Source organism: Duganella sp. OV510 (genome assembly GCF_900100205.1).
GTDB lineage: Bacteria > Pseudomonadota > Gammaproteobacteria > Burkholderiales > Burkholderiaceae_D > Rugamonas.
This window is the reverse complement of sequence record NZ_FNEQ01000003.1, coordinates 163,140-177,412: the sequence shown is the minus strand read 5'-3', so window position 1 is coordinate 177,412 and position 14,273 is coordinate 163,140. Positions and strand designations below refer to the sequence as shown.

Sequence of the window (14,273 nt, the reverse complement as noted above, 5' to 3'; positions counted from 1 at the left end):
CATTTCTCAGGCCATTTCAGGCGAAAATAGGCATTAGCTGGGAAGGGCAAACCCTATATGTATGCTCAAGCTTATAGCCAAAACAAAAAACCCGCGTTCTCTTATGGAAGAATCGCGGGTCATTGGACCTTGCTGAACATTGTAATACCAACTGTTGGTGCCCCGGGCCGGAATCGAACCGGCACGCCTTGCGGCGGCGGATTTTGAGTCCGCTGCGTCTACCAATTCCACCACCGAGGCAATGGATATTGCAATGCGACCCGCATTATCACCGATTTGCAGGCACGCCGCAACCCTGCAGGCCAAGTTAAATTTTTTTGCAGATTCCAGGCCGCCAAGGCAAAGTTTGACCAGGCTCAATTGGAACACTGCGGTTGCGGGCGGATAATCGATCCTCTACACATGGAGGTGTGCCATGGAGCTGGTCGAGCGGGTGGAGTTGCTGGAAGAACGCTTTGAAGAGTTGAACAAGCTCGTCAAAAATAAGCATGATGGCATGCTCGACAGACATAGCGAGCAGCTGGTGGAATTACGCAAGGATGTGGCGATGTTCACCGCGAAGATTGCCTTCCTTGAGGAGCGAGTGAAATTTTTGGCGGAACGAGTCGAATTGCTTGAGAAGCGCATCAATGCATTGGAACAACGCATCGACGCGCTGGTGCAAAAGACCGAGAAGATGGAGATGCGCCTAAGGCGCGTCGAACTACAGCAATGGGCGGTGATCGCGCTGCTTGTGCTGGTCGTGCCGCAGGCACTGGTTTTCTACATGCGCCTGATTAACCCTTGAGATGGCTCACCTTCCGCAGCAAATAGTTCTGCAACAGCCGCATATTGCGTTGCCGGGTATGGCGCAGCATGGCGCGGGCGTCGCGCTTGGCGGTGAGGACGCGTGGTGGCTTGGTGGTAGTCATCTTCAGGCTGCCTTTTTCAATGGTTGTTGCTGCTCCAGCAGCGCAAAGATCTGGTCTTTCGACAAGACATACTGTTCCATCAGCACGCCCTTCAGTTCCTCGATCTGCCCGCGATAATCGGCGATGGCCTGCAAGGTATAGCTGTACAGCTCATCCGCCTTGGCTTCGACTTCGCCCAAGCCGGCTTCCTTGTCCTTGAACTGGCTGTGGTCGATCTTCGAGCGCGAGTACATCGACAGTTTGTTGACCATCAGGTCCAGCATCGAGGTGGCTTTTTCGATGTCGTTCTGGCTGCCGACCGAGATGCCGCGCGCGCCGTAGAACAGTTCTTCCGCCGCCACGCCGCCGTACAGCTGGATGACGTCGCGTTCCAGTTCTTCCAGCGTGCGCAAGGCCATGTCATCCGATGCCGACAACACGTAGCCAAGCGCGCCCAGCTTGGATACCGACTCGGTCGAGATCTTCAGGAACGGCGAACGCTCCTTCACCTCCGCCAGCGACAAGCCTTCGCGCAGCCACGGGTCGATCTGCATGAAGAAGTGGCCCAGCTCGTGCAAGGCGACGCGCTCGCGCTGACGGGTCTTCTCGGCCGTGGTGGCGCGGTCGGTCAGGCCGATGGTGGCGCGTTCAAAGGCGCGGAACATCAGGTCGGTATTGATGACCTGTTTCTCCTGGATCGACAGCATGCTGGCGCGCTCAACCACCGTTTGCAGCAGCGCCGGGCTGAGGTTGGCGGTAATCTCGGCCACGTGGTCGAGATTCAAATCCTGCCAGTCGACGCAACCCTCCGCCTTGCGCGACAGGAAGGAGCGCAGCAGCTCGCGCCGTTCGTTCTTGTTCGGCAGGCGGAAGTTGATCTTGACCGAGAAACGCCGCAGCATCGCTTCGTCCATGCGCGTCGACGCATCGTCGAAGTTGGAGGCAACCACCCAGATCACGCCTTCGCCCTTGTCGCTGCGCACGCCGTCCAGCAAGCCCAGCAGCGTGTTGGCGGTGTCGTCTTCCCATTTTTTCTCGCCACGGCCGCGCGGCATGAACAGGCTTTGCGCTTCGTCGAGGAAGATGATGCACTGGCCGCGTGCGCAGGCCTTGCGGTGCAGCGCGTGCAGCGCTTTCGAGCCGCCGCCGATGTAGCCGGATTCCAGCGCCGAGCCGGACGCCTGGATCAGCGGAATGTTGAGGCGCTTGGCCAGGTAGCCGGCCAGCTTGGTCTTGCCGGTGCCCGCCGGCCCCGTCAGCATGACGTTGAACGGCTTGTCGATGTCGTGCTCTTTGTACAGCGCACGGTTGCGTATCATGTCTTCCAGGTGCAGCACTTCCTGCTTGATGTCTTCCATGCCGATCAGGTCGTCCATGCTGCCGCCCAGCTGGTCCGGCGTCAGCACGGTGGCGTTGACGCCCATGCCCGGCAGGCCGTTACGCAGCAGGAACAGCGCCAGCACGATCAGCAGGATGTCCAGCGCATGCCGCACGATGAAGGCGCCGCTGCGCGCCAGCAGGCTGACCTCGTCGTCCTGCATCACTGCCTTGTGCGAAGCGAGGTAGTCGTCGCGCGCGATGGCGTAGGGAATGTTATTGCGCAGCAGGACTTCACGCTCCAGGCTCAGGTGGGTGGTGCCCGGCACCTTGACCACGTACAGCTTGTTGTCGTTCTTCAGCTTGAACACATAGCGCGGCGTCTCCGACTGCGGCGCGGCGATCAGCAGGTAGTCCAGCTGGGCGCGCTTGGCCGGCAGCGCCGTGATCTGGGCGATGTCCTGCGTGCGCAGGATGGGCGCGGGATCCTGCGGCACCTCGGCACGCAGGCCGAGCACCAGCATCAGGGTGACAGTCGCCGCCAGCAGGACGGCACGGACGTAGTTATTGCGCAGCGCAGTTTGAAGTTTGTAAAGAGTGAACATAATGCACCATCGGGAGCATGATGCCGGGGCTGAGCGCGAGGGTGGGGCGCAGCAGCCAGGGCCGCCGTGACCGGGAGCGCGAACTGGAGGCGCCGCCGGGAGATATTCAGATTGCTGCCGTAGGGCAACTCATTGCGCCACTATAGACCGGTTGGCGCCGTTTGTATCACATGGCCCCCACAAAAAGCCGTGGCGTGCAACAGATGCCGGCTGGCGCGCCGTTTGTCGCGTTTTTTTGCAGTTGGAGACCGCGCTTTTGCCGCTCGTCGCATACGCCAGATGTTTGCAGAAAGCTTTGTTAATCTGCACATGTCCCCGCTGCATTCCATACACAGCGTGGCTCCCTGCAATGCCTACAACCTTATTAGGAGCACACCATGAAAACCATCCTGCTTGGCGTCGTCGCCGCGCTTGCCCTGACCTCCCTGCCTGTCGTGCACGCTGATGACAGCGTGCATATCGAACGTCCACACGCCACCCGCTACCATATGGACGCCTCGGAATTCCGCAGCTTCAGCAACCGCTACGCGCTGAGCAACGGCCAGGAAGTCGCCTTCAAGCAGACGATGAGCCAGCGCTATGTGCAGCTGGATGATGGCCAGTATATGCGCATCTATGCCACCTCGCCGAAAACCTTCGTCACCGACAGCGGCGTGCGTTTCGAGTTCCGCGATGAGGGAGAAACCGTGGCCATCACCGACTTCGCCAGGCTGCCGCTGGCCAAGGCGAATGGCAACAGCCCGCTGATGATGGCGGCGCGTCGTTGATGCGGACGGGGCTATTTGCCCCAGTTCTCGTATTTGCGGTCCAGCCTTGTCAGCGTGCCATCGCGCCGCATGTCGGCCAGGGTGGCGTTCAGCCTGTCGATCAGCGCATCCGGCACCGACGGATGGCAAGCCAGGTAGACCTTGATGCGGTGGAATACCATCAGCGGCACCACCTTGTCCGACCAGTCGAACTGGCCCGGGCCGCTGCCGCCATTGCGGATCGCCACTGCCCACAGGTCGATGCGGTCGAGCAGCAGCTTTTGCGGGTTGATCAGATCATTGCTGACGGCGTCGACCTGGAAGCCGCGGTTGCGCAAATACTCGTCGCGGGCGTCGCCGATATAGGTGCCGATCCGCAGCCCGCGCGCATCCTCCAGTGTGTCCAGCTTGAAGGTGTGATCGGCGCGCCCCCAGAACTGCCACTCTGCCTCGTCGGTCGGCCCCACCCATTTGAACAGCGCCTCGCGCTCCGGCGTGCGCGAGGTTGAGTAGACGCAGGTGTGCTGCTGCGTTTGCGCCATCAGCAGCGCGCGCTTCCACGGTAATTGTTCGATACGGTAGCCGGTGCCGGTGCGCGCCATCAGCTCGCGCACCTTGTCGGTGGCGCGGCCGGTGATGGCGCCGTCCTCGCCGCGCATGCTGGATGGCGGCGAGTGCTCGGTGGTGATGTGCAGCGACGCTGCCGTCACGACGGCGTGCAGGCTGCTCGCCAGCAGGAATATTGTCAGGATAGTCAATCGCATGGGCTGGCCGCTTTCTGCTTGAAAGCATAGCAGCATTGCCAGCCCGGCGGCGCTGACTTTTAGTCGGCGCGGCGGAACAGGCGGAAGCGTTCCTGGCGGTCGGCAGGACGGCGGCCCTCCCACAGCAGCACCCATTGCTTGCCGCGATGCTGCGGCAGGATTTCGCGGTTGTCGCGCAGCTTGATGCTATCTTGCAACAGCAGCAGATCGCAGCGCTCGCCTTCGACGCCGGCAAACGGCAGCTGCGCATAAATCGCGAACGAGGCGCGCTGCGCCGGGCCGACATTGGTTTCAATGCAGCGCGTGCCCGGCGGCAGCTTGTCGGCGATCTGCCGCGCCACGCTGGCGTAGCTCTTGCTGTAGTTCAGCTCCGGCAGGAACAGCGTCATCGACAGTATCCAGACCAGGATCAGGCCGCCCGACGACAGCACCACCGCGCGCCACAGCACCGCCGGCCGGCGCGATACGCGCCAGTGCACCAGCACAAACCAGCCCAGCGTGGCGGCCAGCGCGACAAAGAACGCCACCCAGCCGACTTCCGGCGTATAGCCGGGCACCAGTTTCAGCACATTGCGGGCGGCCTTGGCCGGCCAGCCGATCAGCTTGGCGAAGTAGAAGATCCAGATCACCGCCGCGCACAAGGTCAGCGCCATCACCGAGAACCAGTCGATGGCGTTGATGGCGCCACGCTTCATGGTCAGCAGGCCGAAGGCGGCCATGATGGCGAGCGGCGGCAGCAGCACCAGCAGCTGGCCCTGGTCGGGCTGCGGATTGCACAGCGTCAGCAGCAGGCCCATGACGACGAAGGCCAGCGGCACCACGATGTGCAGCACGCCGCGCTGGCGGCGCCAGGCCCACACCGCCCAGAAGGCAAACGGCCACGCCGGCCAGAAGAACCAGACGCCGACGCGGAAGAAGAATTTCACCGCTGCCCAGTCCGGCCAATCCAGCTGCAGCCAGTTCCAGCCCAGCCAGGCGTTCAGCGGCTGCTGGTGATAGGGCTCCAGCAGCTGCGCTGGGATCAGCCACAGCGCGGTGACGGCGCCGCCAACGGCGATCATCGCGCCCAGGTCGCGCACCGCGCGGATCGCCGGCTGTGCCAGGAAGCGCGTGCAGGCAAACAGGCCCAGCATCAGGAACACCGGTGCGATCCAGCCGCCGCTCAGCGTCATCAGGCCGATCGCCAGGCCGCTCAGGCCGGCATTGCGCAGCGACGGTTTTTCCACGTAGCGCACGGTGCGGTACAGCAGGAAGGCGGTGCTGGCCACTTGCAGCGCGTCCGGCGTGGTTTCATGGCTGTGTTGCAGCAGGCCGAGGCAGCCGAGGTAGATCAGCACGGCGGCGTCGGCCAGCGTGCGGCCGAAGTCGTCCGGCTCCGGCTGGCCGCCGAAGGCCAGGCGCAACGGTTGCGCATCCTGGCGTCGGCCCAGATGGAAGGTGGCGTACCACAGCGACAGCACGCCCAGCAGGAAGATGCCGATGGTCGACACGCGCGCCGCCAGCACATCGCCCAGCAGCCAGCCGAACAGCTTGATCGCGAGCGCGCCCAGCCAGAACGCCAGCGGGCCTTCGTCCGGCGTCGACAGGCCGGCGATATTCGGCCATAGCCAGTCCTGCCAGCTGCCGTGCGCCATGGTCCACATGATGCCGAAGCTGGCAGCGTCGTCGTTCTTCCACGGCTCGCGGCCAATCAGGCCAGGCAGGATATACAGCAGGCCAAGGGCATACAAGGCCCAGCGCGGCAATGCCAGGGTAGCGGCGGCGGGAAGACGGACTGGCTTCATCGATGATCTGTTTTATGAGTAGAACCGGAGTATGCCGCAAATTGGGGCATCCAACAAAAAAAGCAGCCAGAGGCTGCTTTTTTGCGCGGAGCGGCGGAAATTAGCCTGCTGCGACAGCGGTTTTCGAACCAACCGAACCGAACTTCTGGCGGAATTTCTCAACGCGGCCAGCGGTGTCGACGATTTTGTGTTTGCCGGTGTAGAACGGGTGCGATTCAGCCGATACCTCGATCTTGATCAGCGGGTAATCCTTGCCTTCGAAATTGATGGTTTCGCGGGTGCCGATGGTCGAGCGGGTGATGAATTTGAAATCGCACGACAGATCGTGGAAAACAACTTCGCGGTATTCTGGGTGACCTTCTGGTTTCATTTTGTAGCCTCGGTTAGTTTGGTAGCCAAACAGCACTTCGTCGATCTGTACTACTTCCTGATCCGATTGCCGCTCACTTGCCAGGGTTAAATTAATGCGATCGAGGATTATACCGGTGTAAACGCAAACAGGCAACCGGAGTTGCCTGTTTGTTAAGGCTGACTGATTAGCCGCCTCTGCGCATCATGTCGAAGAACTCAGTGTTGTTCTTCGTTGCGCGCATCTTGTCGAGGATGAACTCCATCGCCTCGATCTCGTCCATCGAGTACAGCAGCTTGCGCAGTATCCAGATCTTCTGCAGCTGGTCCGGCTTGATCAGCAGTTCTTCGCGGCGGGTACCCGATTTGTTCAGGTTGATTGCCGGGTAGACGCGTTTCTCGGCCAGGCGGCGCTCCAGATGCACCTCCATATTGCCGGTACCCTTGAATTCTTCAAAGATCACGTCGTCCATGCGCGAACCGGTTTCGATCAGTGCGGTGGCGATGATGGTCAGCGAGCCGCCTTCCTCGATGTTACGGGCGGCGCCGAAGAAGCGTTTCGGACGTTGCAGCGCGTTGGCGTCGACACCACCAGTCAGCACCTTGCCGGAGGCCGGGATCACGGTGTTGTAGGCGCGCGCCAGACGGGTGATCGAATCCAGCAGGATGATCACGTCTTTCTTCATTTCCACCAGACGCTTGGCTTTTTCCATGACCATTTCGGCAACCTGCACGTGGCGGGTGGCTGGCTCGTCGAAGGTCGATGCGACGACTTCGCCGCGTACCGAACGCTGCATCTCGGTGACTTCTTCCGGACGTTCGTCGATCAGCAGCACGATCAGCGTGCAGTCGGGATGGTTGGCGGTGATCGCATGGGCGATGTGCTGCAGGATCACCGACTTGCCGGATTTCGGCGACGCCACCAGCAGGCCGCGCTGGCCTTTGCCGATCGGCGCGATCAGGTCGATGATGCGGCCGGTGATGTTTTCCGTGCCGTTGATGTCACGTTCCAGGCGCAGCGGCTCGTTCGGATGCAGCGGCGTCAGGTTCTCAAACAATATGCGGTGTTTCGACGCTTCCGGCGATTCGCCGTTGACCTTGTCGACCTTGACCAGCGCGAAATAGCGCTCGCCGTCTTTCGGCGTGCGTACTTCGCCCTCGATCGAGTCGCCGGTGTGCAGGTTGAAGCGGCGGATCTGCGATGGCGAGATATAGATGTCGTCGGTCGACGCCATATAGCTGGCGTCCGGTGAGCGCAGGAAGCCGAAGCCGTCCGGCAGCACTTCCAGGGCGCCGTCGCCGAAGATCTGCTCGCCCGACTTGGCGCGCTTTTTCAGGATTGCGAACATCAACTCTTGCTTGCGCAGACGCGCCGCATTGTCGATATCCAGTCCGATGGCCATTTCCAACAACGCCGAAACGTGTAAGGCCTTCAATTCAGATAGATGCATATTGTTGAGTATCCCGTGACGGGAAAGTAAAGGTAGGGGAGGGAACTACGTGGGTTGTCTCATTTTATTCAGCGGCAGCCACGGGCGCGGCGCCGCTGGTACAACGTAGCGATATCTTATCTTAGATATTGCTGTCGATGAAAGAGGTCAGTTGGCCTTTTGCCATCGCGCCGACCTTCTGTGCGGCAGCAACGCCGTTTTTGAACAGAATCAGGGTCGGGATGCCGCGGATGCCGAACTTGGCTGGTACAGCCTGGTTCGAGTCGACGTCCATCTTGGCGATCTGGATCTTGCCTTCGTATTCCTTGGCGACTTCTTCCAGGATCGGGGCAATGCTCTTGCAAGGACCGCACCATTCGGCCCAGAAATCGACCAGCACTGGGCGGTCGGACTTCAGCACGTCGGCGTCAAAGGAAGCATCGGTAATGTGTTTGATATTTTCGCTCATATTTTCCTCAATCGAGGTGATGTAAGTAATAACGCCTGGGGACGGGCCTCAAACGCTGCATGGGCAGCAGTTGGGTGCCATTTGCACGATTTCAATGTCTTTGAGGGGATGGCAACAAGGTCGGCAGGCGAGGGATGGCGTAAATAATAACCCATTTTTTAAAAATGTGCGGTGCTTTGTCGCCCCGGCCTGACTTTCTTAACTATTCTTTAAACTATTTAGCTGGATTGCCATGGTATCGGCCCGCTGCAGCAGCGTGGCCAGCGTTTCGCTGCCGAGCGGCTTGGTACAGGCGTCCAGGATGGCCAGGCCCTGGGCCTCGGCGACGCGGCTGGCGGTGCGCAGCACGCCGCTGTCGACGCCCGATAGCAGCACCACGCAGCCGCTGTATTGCTGCGCCGCCGCCAGCCGCAGGAAGTCCATGCCATCCATCACCGGCATCGCCAGGTCGCAGATCACCAGCTGGGGCGGGCGCAGGCGCAGCTCGATCAGCGCGCGGCGGCCGTCGGTTTCGCGCAGCACGGTGTGCTCGCCCAGGGCGGCGATCATGTCGGCCAGCAGTTCCAGCATGAAGGCATCGTCATCCAGCAGCAGTATCCGCATCTTAGTTGTCGTCGGCGAAAGTCGTATTGGTCATGATTTGCTCGGTGATCTGTTCCAGCAGCGGCCACAGTTTTTGCAGCAGGGCCTGGGCGTGCTGCTGGTTGTCGGCGTCGCTGGCCTCGGGCGGCAGCTTTTCCATTTCCAGCAGCAGCTCGCCCATGCCCAGCGCGCCGACGGTGCGCGCCGGCGATTTCAGCTTGTGGCCCAGTTCGCGCAGCGCGGCCAGGTCGCCCCGGCCCAGCGCCGCTTCCATCTGGTTCAAGCCATCCTGCGTATTTTGCAGGAATTTGAAGGCGAACTTGCGCACCTTATGCGGATGGTAACCTAGCAATTTGGCCAAGATGGACAAATCGATCACGGCCGGGTCGCCACCCAGCGTGGTCTTGAACGCCGGCCGCAGCGGCTTGGCCAGCGGCGGTGGCGGGCTGTCATGGTCGCGCGCCGGCAGCCAGTTGGCGATGGTCTGGTACATCAGCGCCGGCTGGATCGGCTTGGAAATGAAATCGTCCATGCCGGCCTCGATGCAGCGTACCCGGTCTTCGCTGGTGGCGGTGGCGGTCATCGCCAGCACCCGCATGTCGGCCAGGCGCGGATCGGCGCGGATGCGGCGCGTGGCTTCCAGGCCGTCCATCAGCGGCATCTGCACGTCCATCAGTACGCAGTCGAAGGCGGCCTGGCGCAGCAGCTCCAGCGCCTCCATGCCGTTGGCCGCCAGGCATACCGACGAGCCGACATCCTCCAGCATTTCCAGCGCGATCTGCTGGTTGAAGGTATTGTCCTCCACCAGCAGGATGCGGGCGTTCTTCAAGGCCGACATGACGGCGGCGCTGCGCGACGACGCCAGCAGCTCGGCGGCGGCGCCCTTGACGCGGTCGATCAGCTCAGGCACCGAGGCGCTGCTGATGCCCAGGCGCGCGGTGAACCAGAAGGTGCTGCCCTGGCCGGGGCGGCTGCGCACGCCGACCTCGCCGCCCATCAGCTGCGTCAGCTGCTTGCAGATCGCCAGCCCCAGGCCGGTGCCGCCGTATTCGCGCGTGGTCGAGGTGTCGGCTTGCTGGAAGGACTGGAACAGCTTGTCGATTTCCGCCTCCGACAGGCCGATGCCGCAGTCGCTGACTTCAAAGCGCAGCAGGCAGCTGCGGCCGTCGCCGACCACCTGGCGCACGCGCACCTCGATGCGGCCCTTCTCGCTGAACTTGATGGCGTTGTTGGCATAGTTGATCAGCACCTGGCCGAGCCGCAGCGGATCGCCGCGCAATACCTTCGGCAAGGTCGGATCGAGGTCGTACACCAGCTCCAGCTCGCGGCTGGCGGCCTTCGGCGCCACCACCGTGTTGAGCGTCTGGATCACATGGTCGAGCGCAAAATCGAGCTGCTCGATTTCCAGCTTGCCTGCTTCGATCTTGGAGATGTCGAGGATGTCGTCGATGATGCCCAGCAGGTGCTCGCCGGCGAAGCGTATCTTTTCCAGGTAGTCGCGCTGGCGCGGATCCAGCTCGGTCTTCAGCGCCAGGTAGGCCATGCCGATCACGCCGTTCATCGGCGTGCGGATCTCGTGGCTCATATTGGCCAGGAACTGGCCCTTGGTCTGGCTGGCTTCCTCGGCCACCAGGCGCGCGTGATCGAGTTCGCGGGTGCGCATCTCGACCCGTTCCTCCAGGTGTTCGTTGAGCTCGCGCAGCGCGTCCTCGCCGCGCTTGCGGTCGGTGATGTCGGTCAGGCTGGCCACCACCAGCTGCACCGCGCCGCTGTCGTCGGGAATGGCCTCGACATTCACCGACAGCCAGCAGCACGTACCGTCGTGCTGCGTCAGGCCCATCACCACGTCGCGCACCGGCATGCCGGTGACCAGCGCCAGCTGCACCGGATGGCTGCTGCCGTCGAACGGCGTACCGTCCTCGCGCACGCCGGCCCACAGCCCGCCGGGGCTCAGCTCCTCGCTGTGTGCCAGCATGCGCGCCGCTGCCACATTGCGTTCCAGGATGGCGCCGCCGCTGTCGATCATCACCAGGCCGTTGGTGACGGCGTTGAAGATCGACGCCAGGCGCTGGCTGGAATCGTGCAGCGCTTCCTCCACCTGGCGGCGCGCGGTGATATCGGTCAGCATCGCCAACGTGCCGGCGTAGTGGCCGGAGTCGGCATTCATCACGGTGGTCGACAGCAAACACCAGACGGTGCTGCCGTCGCTGCGCAGGAAGCAGACGTCGTCCTGGCCAGCCTGGCCCGACAGACGCCGTTGCAAATGCTGCTTCAGCAGCGCGCGGCCGGTGTCGTCCATGAACTCGGTCATGGCGCGCCCCGTCATCTGGTCGACCTCATAATCCAGCATGCGTGCCAGCGTCGGATTGACAAACGTGGTGCGGTCGTCGGCATTGGTCATCCAGATGCCTTCGGCGGCGGTCTGCACGATCTGCCGGTAGCGTTCCGACGACGCCTGCAACGCTTCCTCGGCGCGCTGGCGCTGGGTCATGTCGCGCAGCGCCATGATGATCAGTTCCTGCCCGCCCAGTTCCACCGGCGCCAGGTGCACCATGGCCGGGAAGCTGCTGCCGTCGGCGCGGATGGCGCACAGCACGCGGCCTGGCAGGCGCGGACGCGAGAATAGTTCGCGCACGCCGCCGTTGTTGCGCATCGCCTCCGGCGCCAGCTGCTCGATCGAGCGGCCGGCCATATCGCCTTCGTAGCCGAAACTGTGGGCACAGGCCGGATTGGCGTGGCGCACGCGGCCGCTGCGCTCGGCCACCAGCACCGCGCCGGGCGTGGCGTCCACCACCGCCCACATGCGCGCTTCCTCGGCGGCGGCGTGCTGGTTGATGTCGGCCATGGTGCCGGCGGCGCGCAGCGGCAGGCCGCTGGCGTCGCGCTCCAGTATCATGCCGCGCGCCAGCATCCACTTCCAGCTGCCGTCGCTGGCGCGCATGCGGTGCTCGCTGTCGATATGGCCGGTGGCGTCGCTGGTGCTGGTCAGGTATTGCTGGATCTCGCGTTCCAGGCGCGGACGGTCGTTCGGGTGTACATACGTGATCCACTCGTCCAGCGTCGGGTGGAATTCGGCGGGAGTGTAGCCCAGCAGCGCGCAATAGCGCGGCGACAGCGTCAGCTTGCCGCTCAGCAGATGCCATTCCCAGGTGCCTTCGCCCGAGCCTTCCAGCGCCAGGCCGGCCATGCGCTCGGCGCTGCCCAGTTGCGCGCGCGCCGCCCGCAGTTCGCGGCCTTGCACGCGCAGGCGCCAGGCCAGCGAGAACGCGGCCAGCAGCACCAGCGCGCCGGCCAGTACGCCGCCGTGGCGCAGCAAAGGATTGACGCTTGGCGGCTGATACAGGAAACCGTCGAGATTGAAATTCTTCGGCAGCATGCCCTGTTCGGCATAGGCGCGGGCGATGGCGCGCCAGCGTTCCGGGTTGCTGTAGCCCGGCTCGATCAGCGGCTGTTCCAGCAGTTCGGCAATGCCGCGCGCCTCGAACATCAGGTGTTCGCGGCTCTTGCGTTCCGGGTAGCGGGCGCGTATCAGGTCGGCGATTTCGCCCGGATGCTGCATCGCGTAGACCCAGCCGCGCAGCGTCGCTTCGCGCACCGCCTGCGCGCGCGCCGGATGCTCGCGCAATTCGCTTTCGGAGGTGTACAGCACATCGCCATAGAAATCCAGGCCGTGCACGCGTGGCGACAGCAATTCGTATTTGAGGTTGAGGCGTTCCAGCACATACGGCGCCTCGGTGTTGTAGACCGACATGGCGTCGACCCGGCCTTCCAGCAGGTCGTCGAAATTGTAGCTGTGCGGGACCTGATAAATGGCGTCCATGCGCACGCCCTGTTTTTTCAGGAAGACTGTCAGTTCCTCGTTATTCGGCGCTATCATCAGCCGCGCGCCGGGCCAGGGACGCGGCTTGCCGTCGGCGTCCAGCCGGCGCAGCAGCGTGGCGCCGGAGTGCTGAAATACGGAAGCCAGCACCACCACCGGCTGGCCGATGCCGCGCGCCAGCAGCAGCGTGGTGTTGCCGACGCCGTACTGGGCCTGGCCCTGCATCACGGTTTGCAGCGGATCGCTGCCGGGACGCGCCTCCAGCAGCGTCACATCGAGGCCGGCGTCGCGGTAATAGCCCTGGTCCTGGGCGGCGTAGTAGCCGGCGAACTGGAACTGGTGCTGCCACTTGAGCTGGATGGTTACCTTCTCAGCTGCTACCGCCGGTATCACACACAGCGCAAGCACAGCCGCCGCCATCCTGTGCGACAGACGTTGCCAGCGGGGCTGGCGCAAGCGCAGACGGCAGTGAAACAAGGAACTTCCTTTGCGGTGGAATAACGTGCTGTACCGCAGCAACTATAGCATCGATGCCATTGGGTTAGACATGCAGGGGGCAAGAAAACGATTGCATCTTGCGCGAGCACAAAATCGCGCCAAATTTAACATTTGAAGGCGATTTTCGTGACATTCGGTGAGAAAGTCGGCGGCCGGGTGGCTAGCGTGGTGCTAGCCTGACTTCTACTGGTTGAAGCTGCCGGCGAACTGATAGCGGTGGCCGGGGTGCCACATGGTCACCAGCGAGGCGATCAGGCCGGCCGAGAAAGTCTGGCGCTTCAGCACCAGGCAGGCCTGTCTGGTATCGATCGCCAGCATGTCGGCGATGTCGCGCGGCGCCGCCAGCGCTTCGATGCTGTAGGTGGCGCCTTGCAGCGGTGCGGCCTGCATCAGGTATTCATTCGGCGTCAGGTGGGTGAAGTCCTGCTCCATGTAATCCGGCGCGCATTGCGGGTTGACCCAGCGGTCCTCGACCTGGATCGGCACGCCGTTTTCAAAGTGGACGATCACCGAGTGGTAGAGAGGATGGCCGGGCGGCAGGTCGAACTGCTTGGCCATCAGGTCGCTGGCCTTGACCCGTTCCAGCTGCTGCAGGCTGCTGCGGTGGGCGTGGCCGCGCGCGCGCACTTCATCGGCAATGGACTTGATCTCCAGCAGTGTGGCCTGGTATTTTTGCTGGGCGACGTAGGTGCCGGAGCCCTGGCGGCGGGTCAGCACCTGTTCGGCGGTGAGTTCGCGCACGGCGCGGTTGACGGTCATGCGCGAGACGCCGAATTGCTTGACCAGCGCCTGCTCGGACGGGATCACGTCTCCTTCTTTCCAGGTGCCGGCGGCGATTTCGGCCAGCAGGTAGTCTTTGATGCGCTGGAATATAGGGGTGCTGTCTTGCGTAATCTGTTCGTCCAAACGGCTGTCTCCTGGTGAGTAGTCATTCTAGCATCGCATGCTTGTACAATTCAAAAGCAAGAGGCGGAGTGCGTCGCTTTTTGACGCTGGCTAAGATGGTCGCATTCCCCCTGT

The 14,273-nt window shown here is 62.7% G+C and carries 12 protein-coding genes and 1 tRNA gene; 2 read left to right on the top strand and 11 right to left on the bottom strand.

From position 1 onward, the window contains the following. Positions 1–155 precede the first annotated feature (155 nt). Positions 156–240: transfer RNA gene (locus BLS51_RS10625), tRNA-Leu, on the bottom strand. A gap of 175 nt (positions 241–415) precedes the next feature. Between BLS51_RS10625 and BLS51_RS10620 the strand changes: the two genes are divergently transcribed. Further along, positions 416–787: a hypothetical protein gene (locus BLS51_RS10620; RefSeq protein ID WP_090182967.1), complete on the top strand. Its 372-nt coding sequence runs from the start codon at positions 416–418 to the stop codon at positions 785–787. Here the strand turns inward: BLS51_RS10620 and BLS51_RS30435 are convergent. Next, a complete protein-coding gene (locus BLS51_RS30435) occupies positions 777–911 on the bottom strand; it encodes a hypothetical protein (protein ID WP_255369058.1) in 135 nt (44 codons plus the stop codon). The two genes, BLS51_RS10620 and BLS51_RS30435, sit on opposite strands and share 11 nt — an antisense overlap. Positions 912–913: 2 nt before the next feature. After that, positions 914–2,812 carry an AAA family ATPase gene (locus BLS51_RS10615; RefSeq protein ID WP_090182970.1) on the bottom strand — a complete coding sequence of 633 codons (1,899 nt, stop codon included), beginning with the start codon at positions 2,810–2,812 and terminating at the stop codon, positions 914–916. A 377-nt stretch (positions 2,813–3,189) separates the two neighbouring features. Here BLS51_RS10615 and BLS51_RS10610 point away from each other — a divergent pair, with 377 nt between their 5' ends. Next, entirely contained in the window at positions 3,190–3,579 is a 390-nt protein-coding gene (locus tag BLS51_RS10610; RefSeq protein ID WP_090182972.1) for a hypothetical protein, read from the top strand. A gap of 11 nt (positions 3,580–3,590) precedes the next feature. Here BLS51_RS10610 and BLS51_RS10605 read toward each other — a convergent pair whose 3' ends face one another. The 8 genes from BLS51_RS10605 to hutC form a co-directional block, all read right to left on the bottom strand. Continuing rightward, positions 3,591–4,322 (bottom strand): substrate-binding periplasmic protein, encoded by a 732-nt coding sequence (locus tag BLS51_RS10605; RefSeq protein ID WP_090182975.1) that lies wholly within the window; start codon positions 4,320–4,322, stop codon positions 3,591–3,593. Positions 4,323–4,381: 59 nt separating this feature from the next. Continuing rightward, positions 4,382–6,106, bottom strand: a complete 1,725-nt coding sequence (locus BLS51_RS10600) for an ArnT family glycosyltransferase (protein ID WP_090182978.1) — start codon at positions 6,104–6,106, stop codon at positions 4,382–4,384. A gap of 100 nt (positions 6,107–6,206) precedes the next feature. Continuing rightward, the gene (locus tag BLS51_RS10595; protein WP_090182981.1) at positions 6,207–6,476 is read right to left on the bottom strand and encodes a type B 50S ribosomal protein L31; all 270 of its coding nucleotides are present in this window, start codon (positions 6,474–6,476) and stop codon (positions 6,207–6,209) included. Between the two features lie 166 nt (positions 6,477–6,642). Beyond that, positions 6,643–7,905, bottom strand: a complete 1,263-nt coding sequence (gene rho, locus BLS51_RS10590; RefSeq protein WP_090182983.1) for a transcription termination factor Rho — start codon at positions 7,903–7,905, stop codon at positions 6,643–6,645. A 121-nt stretch (positions 7,906–8,026) separates the two neighbouring features. Then, positions 8,027–8,353, bottom strand: coding sequence for a thioredoxin TrxA (trxA, locus tag BLS51_RS10585; RefSeq protein ID WP_090182984.1), 327 nt, complete (start codon positions 8,351–8,353; stop codon positions 8,027–8,029). 198 nt (positions 8,354–8,551) lie between these two features. Continuing rightward, positions 8,552–8,956 carry a response regulator gene (locus BLS51_RS10580; RefSeq protein WP_090182987.1) on the bottom strand — a complete coding sequence of 135 codons (405 nt, stop codon included), beginning with the start codon at positions 8,954–8,956 and terminating at the stop codon, positions 8,552–8,554. Position 8,957: 1 nt separating this feature from the next. Continuing rightward, complete coding sequence (locus BLS51_RS10575; protein WP_229207541.1) at positions 8,958–13,232, bottom strand: PAS domain S-box protein; 4,275 nt, start codon at positions 13,230–13,232, stop codon at positions 8,958–8,960. 204 nt (positions 13,233–13,436) lie between these two features. Beyond that, a complete protein-coding gene (gene hutC / locus BLS51_RS10570) occupies positions 13,437–14,159 on the bottom strand; it encodes a histidine utilization transcriptional repressor HutC (RefSeq protein WP_090182992.1) in 723 nt (240 codons plus the stop codon). Positions 14,160–14,273: the final 114 nt, after the last annotated feature.

Excerpts from the sequence above, each read along its gene's own strand:
- rho (WP_090182983.1), bottom strand. The coding sequence starts at position 7,905 with ATGCATCTATCTGAATTGAAGGCCTTACACGTTTCGGCGTTGTTGGAA.
- BLS51_RS10600 (WP_090182978.1), bottom strand. The coding sequence starts at position 6,106 with ATGAAGCCAGTCCGTCTTCCCGCCGCCGCTACCCTGGCATTGCCGCGC.
- BLS51_RS30435 (WP_255369058.1), bottom strand. The coding sequence starts at position 911 with ATGACTACCACCAAGCCACCACGCGTCCTCACCGCCAAGCGCGACGCC.
- BLS51_RS10615 (WP_090182970.1), bottom strand. The coding sequence starts at position 2,812 with ATGTTCACTCTTTACAAACTTCAAACTGCGCTGCGCAATAACTACGTC.
- trxA (WP_090182984.1), bottom strand. The coding sequence starts at position 8,353 with ATGAGCGAAAATATCAAACACATTACCGATGCTTCCTTTGACGCCGAC.
- BLS51_RS10620 (WP_090182967.1), top strand. The coding sequence starts at position 416 with ATGGAGCTGGTCGAGCGGGTGGAGTTGCTGGAAGAACGCTTTGAAGAG.
- BLS51_RS10595 (WP_090182981.1), bottom strand. The coding sequence starts at position 6,476 with ATGAAACCAGAAGGTCACCCAGAATACCGCGAAGTTGTTTTCCACGAT.
- BLS51_RS10610 (WP_090182972.1), top strand. The coding sequence starts at position 3,190 with ATGAAAACCATCCTGCTTGGCGTCGTCGCCGCGCTTGCCCTGACCTCC.
- BLS51_RS10605 (WP_090182975.1), bottom strand. The coding sequence starts at position 4,322 with ATGCGATTGACTATCCTGACAATATTCCTGCTGGCGAGCAGCCTGCAC.
- BLS51_RS10580 (WP_090182987.1), bottom strand. The coding sequence starts at position 8,956 with ATGCGGATACTGCTGCTGGATGACGATGCCTTCATGCTGGAACTGCTG.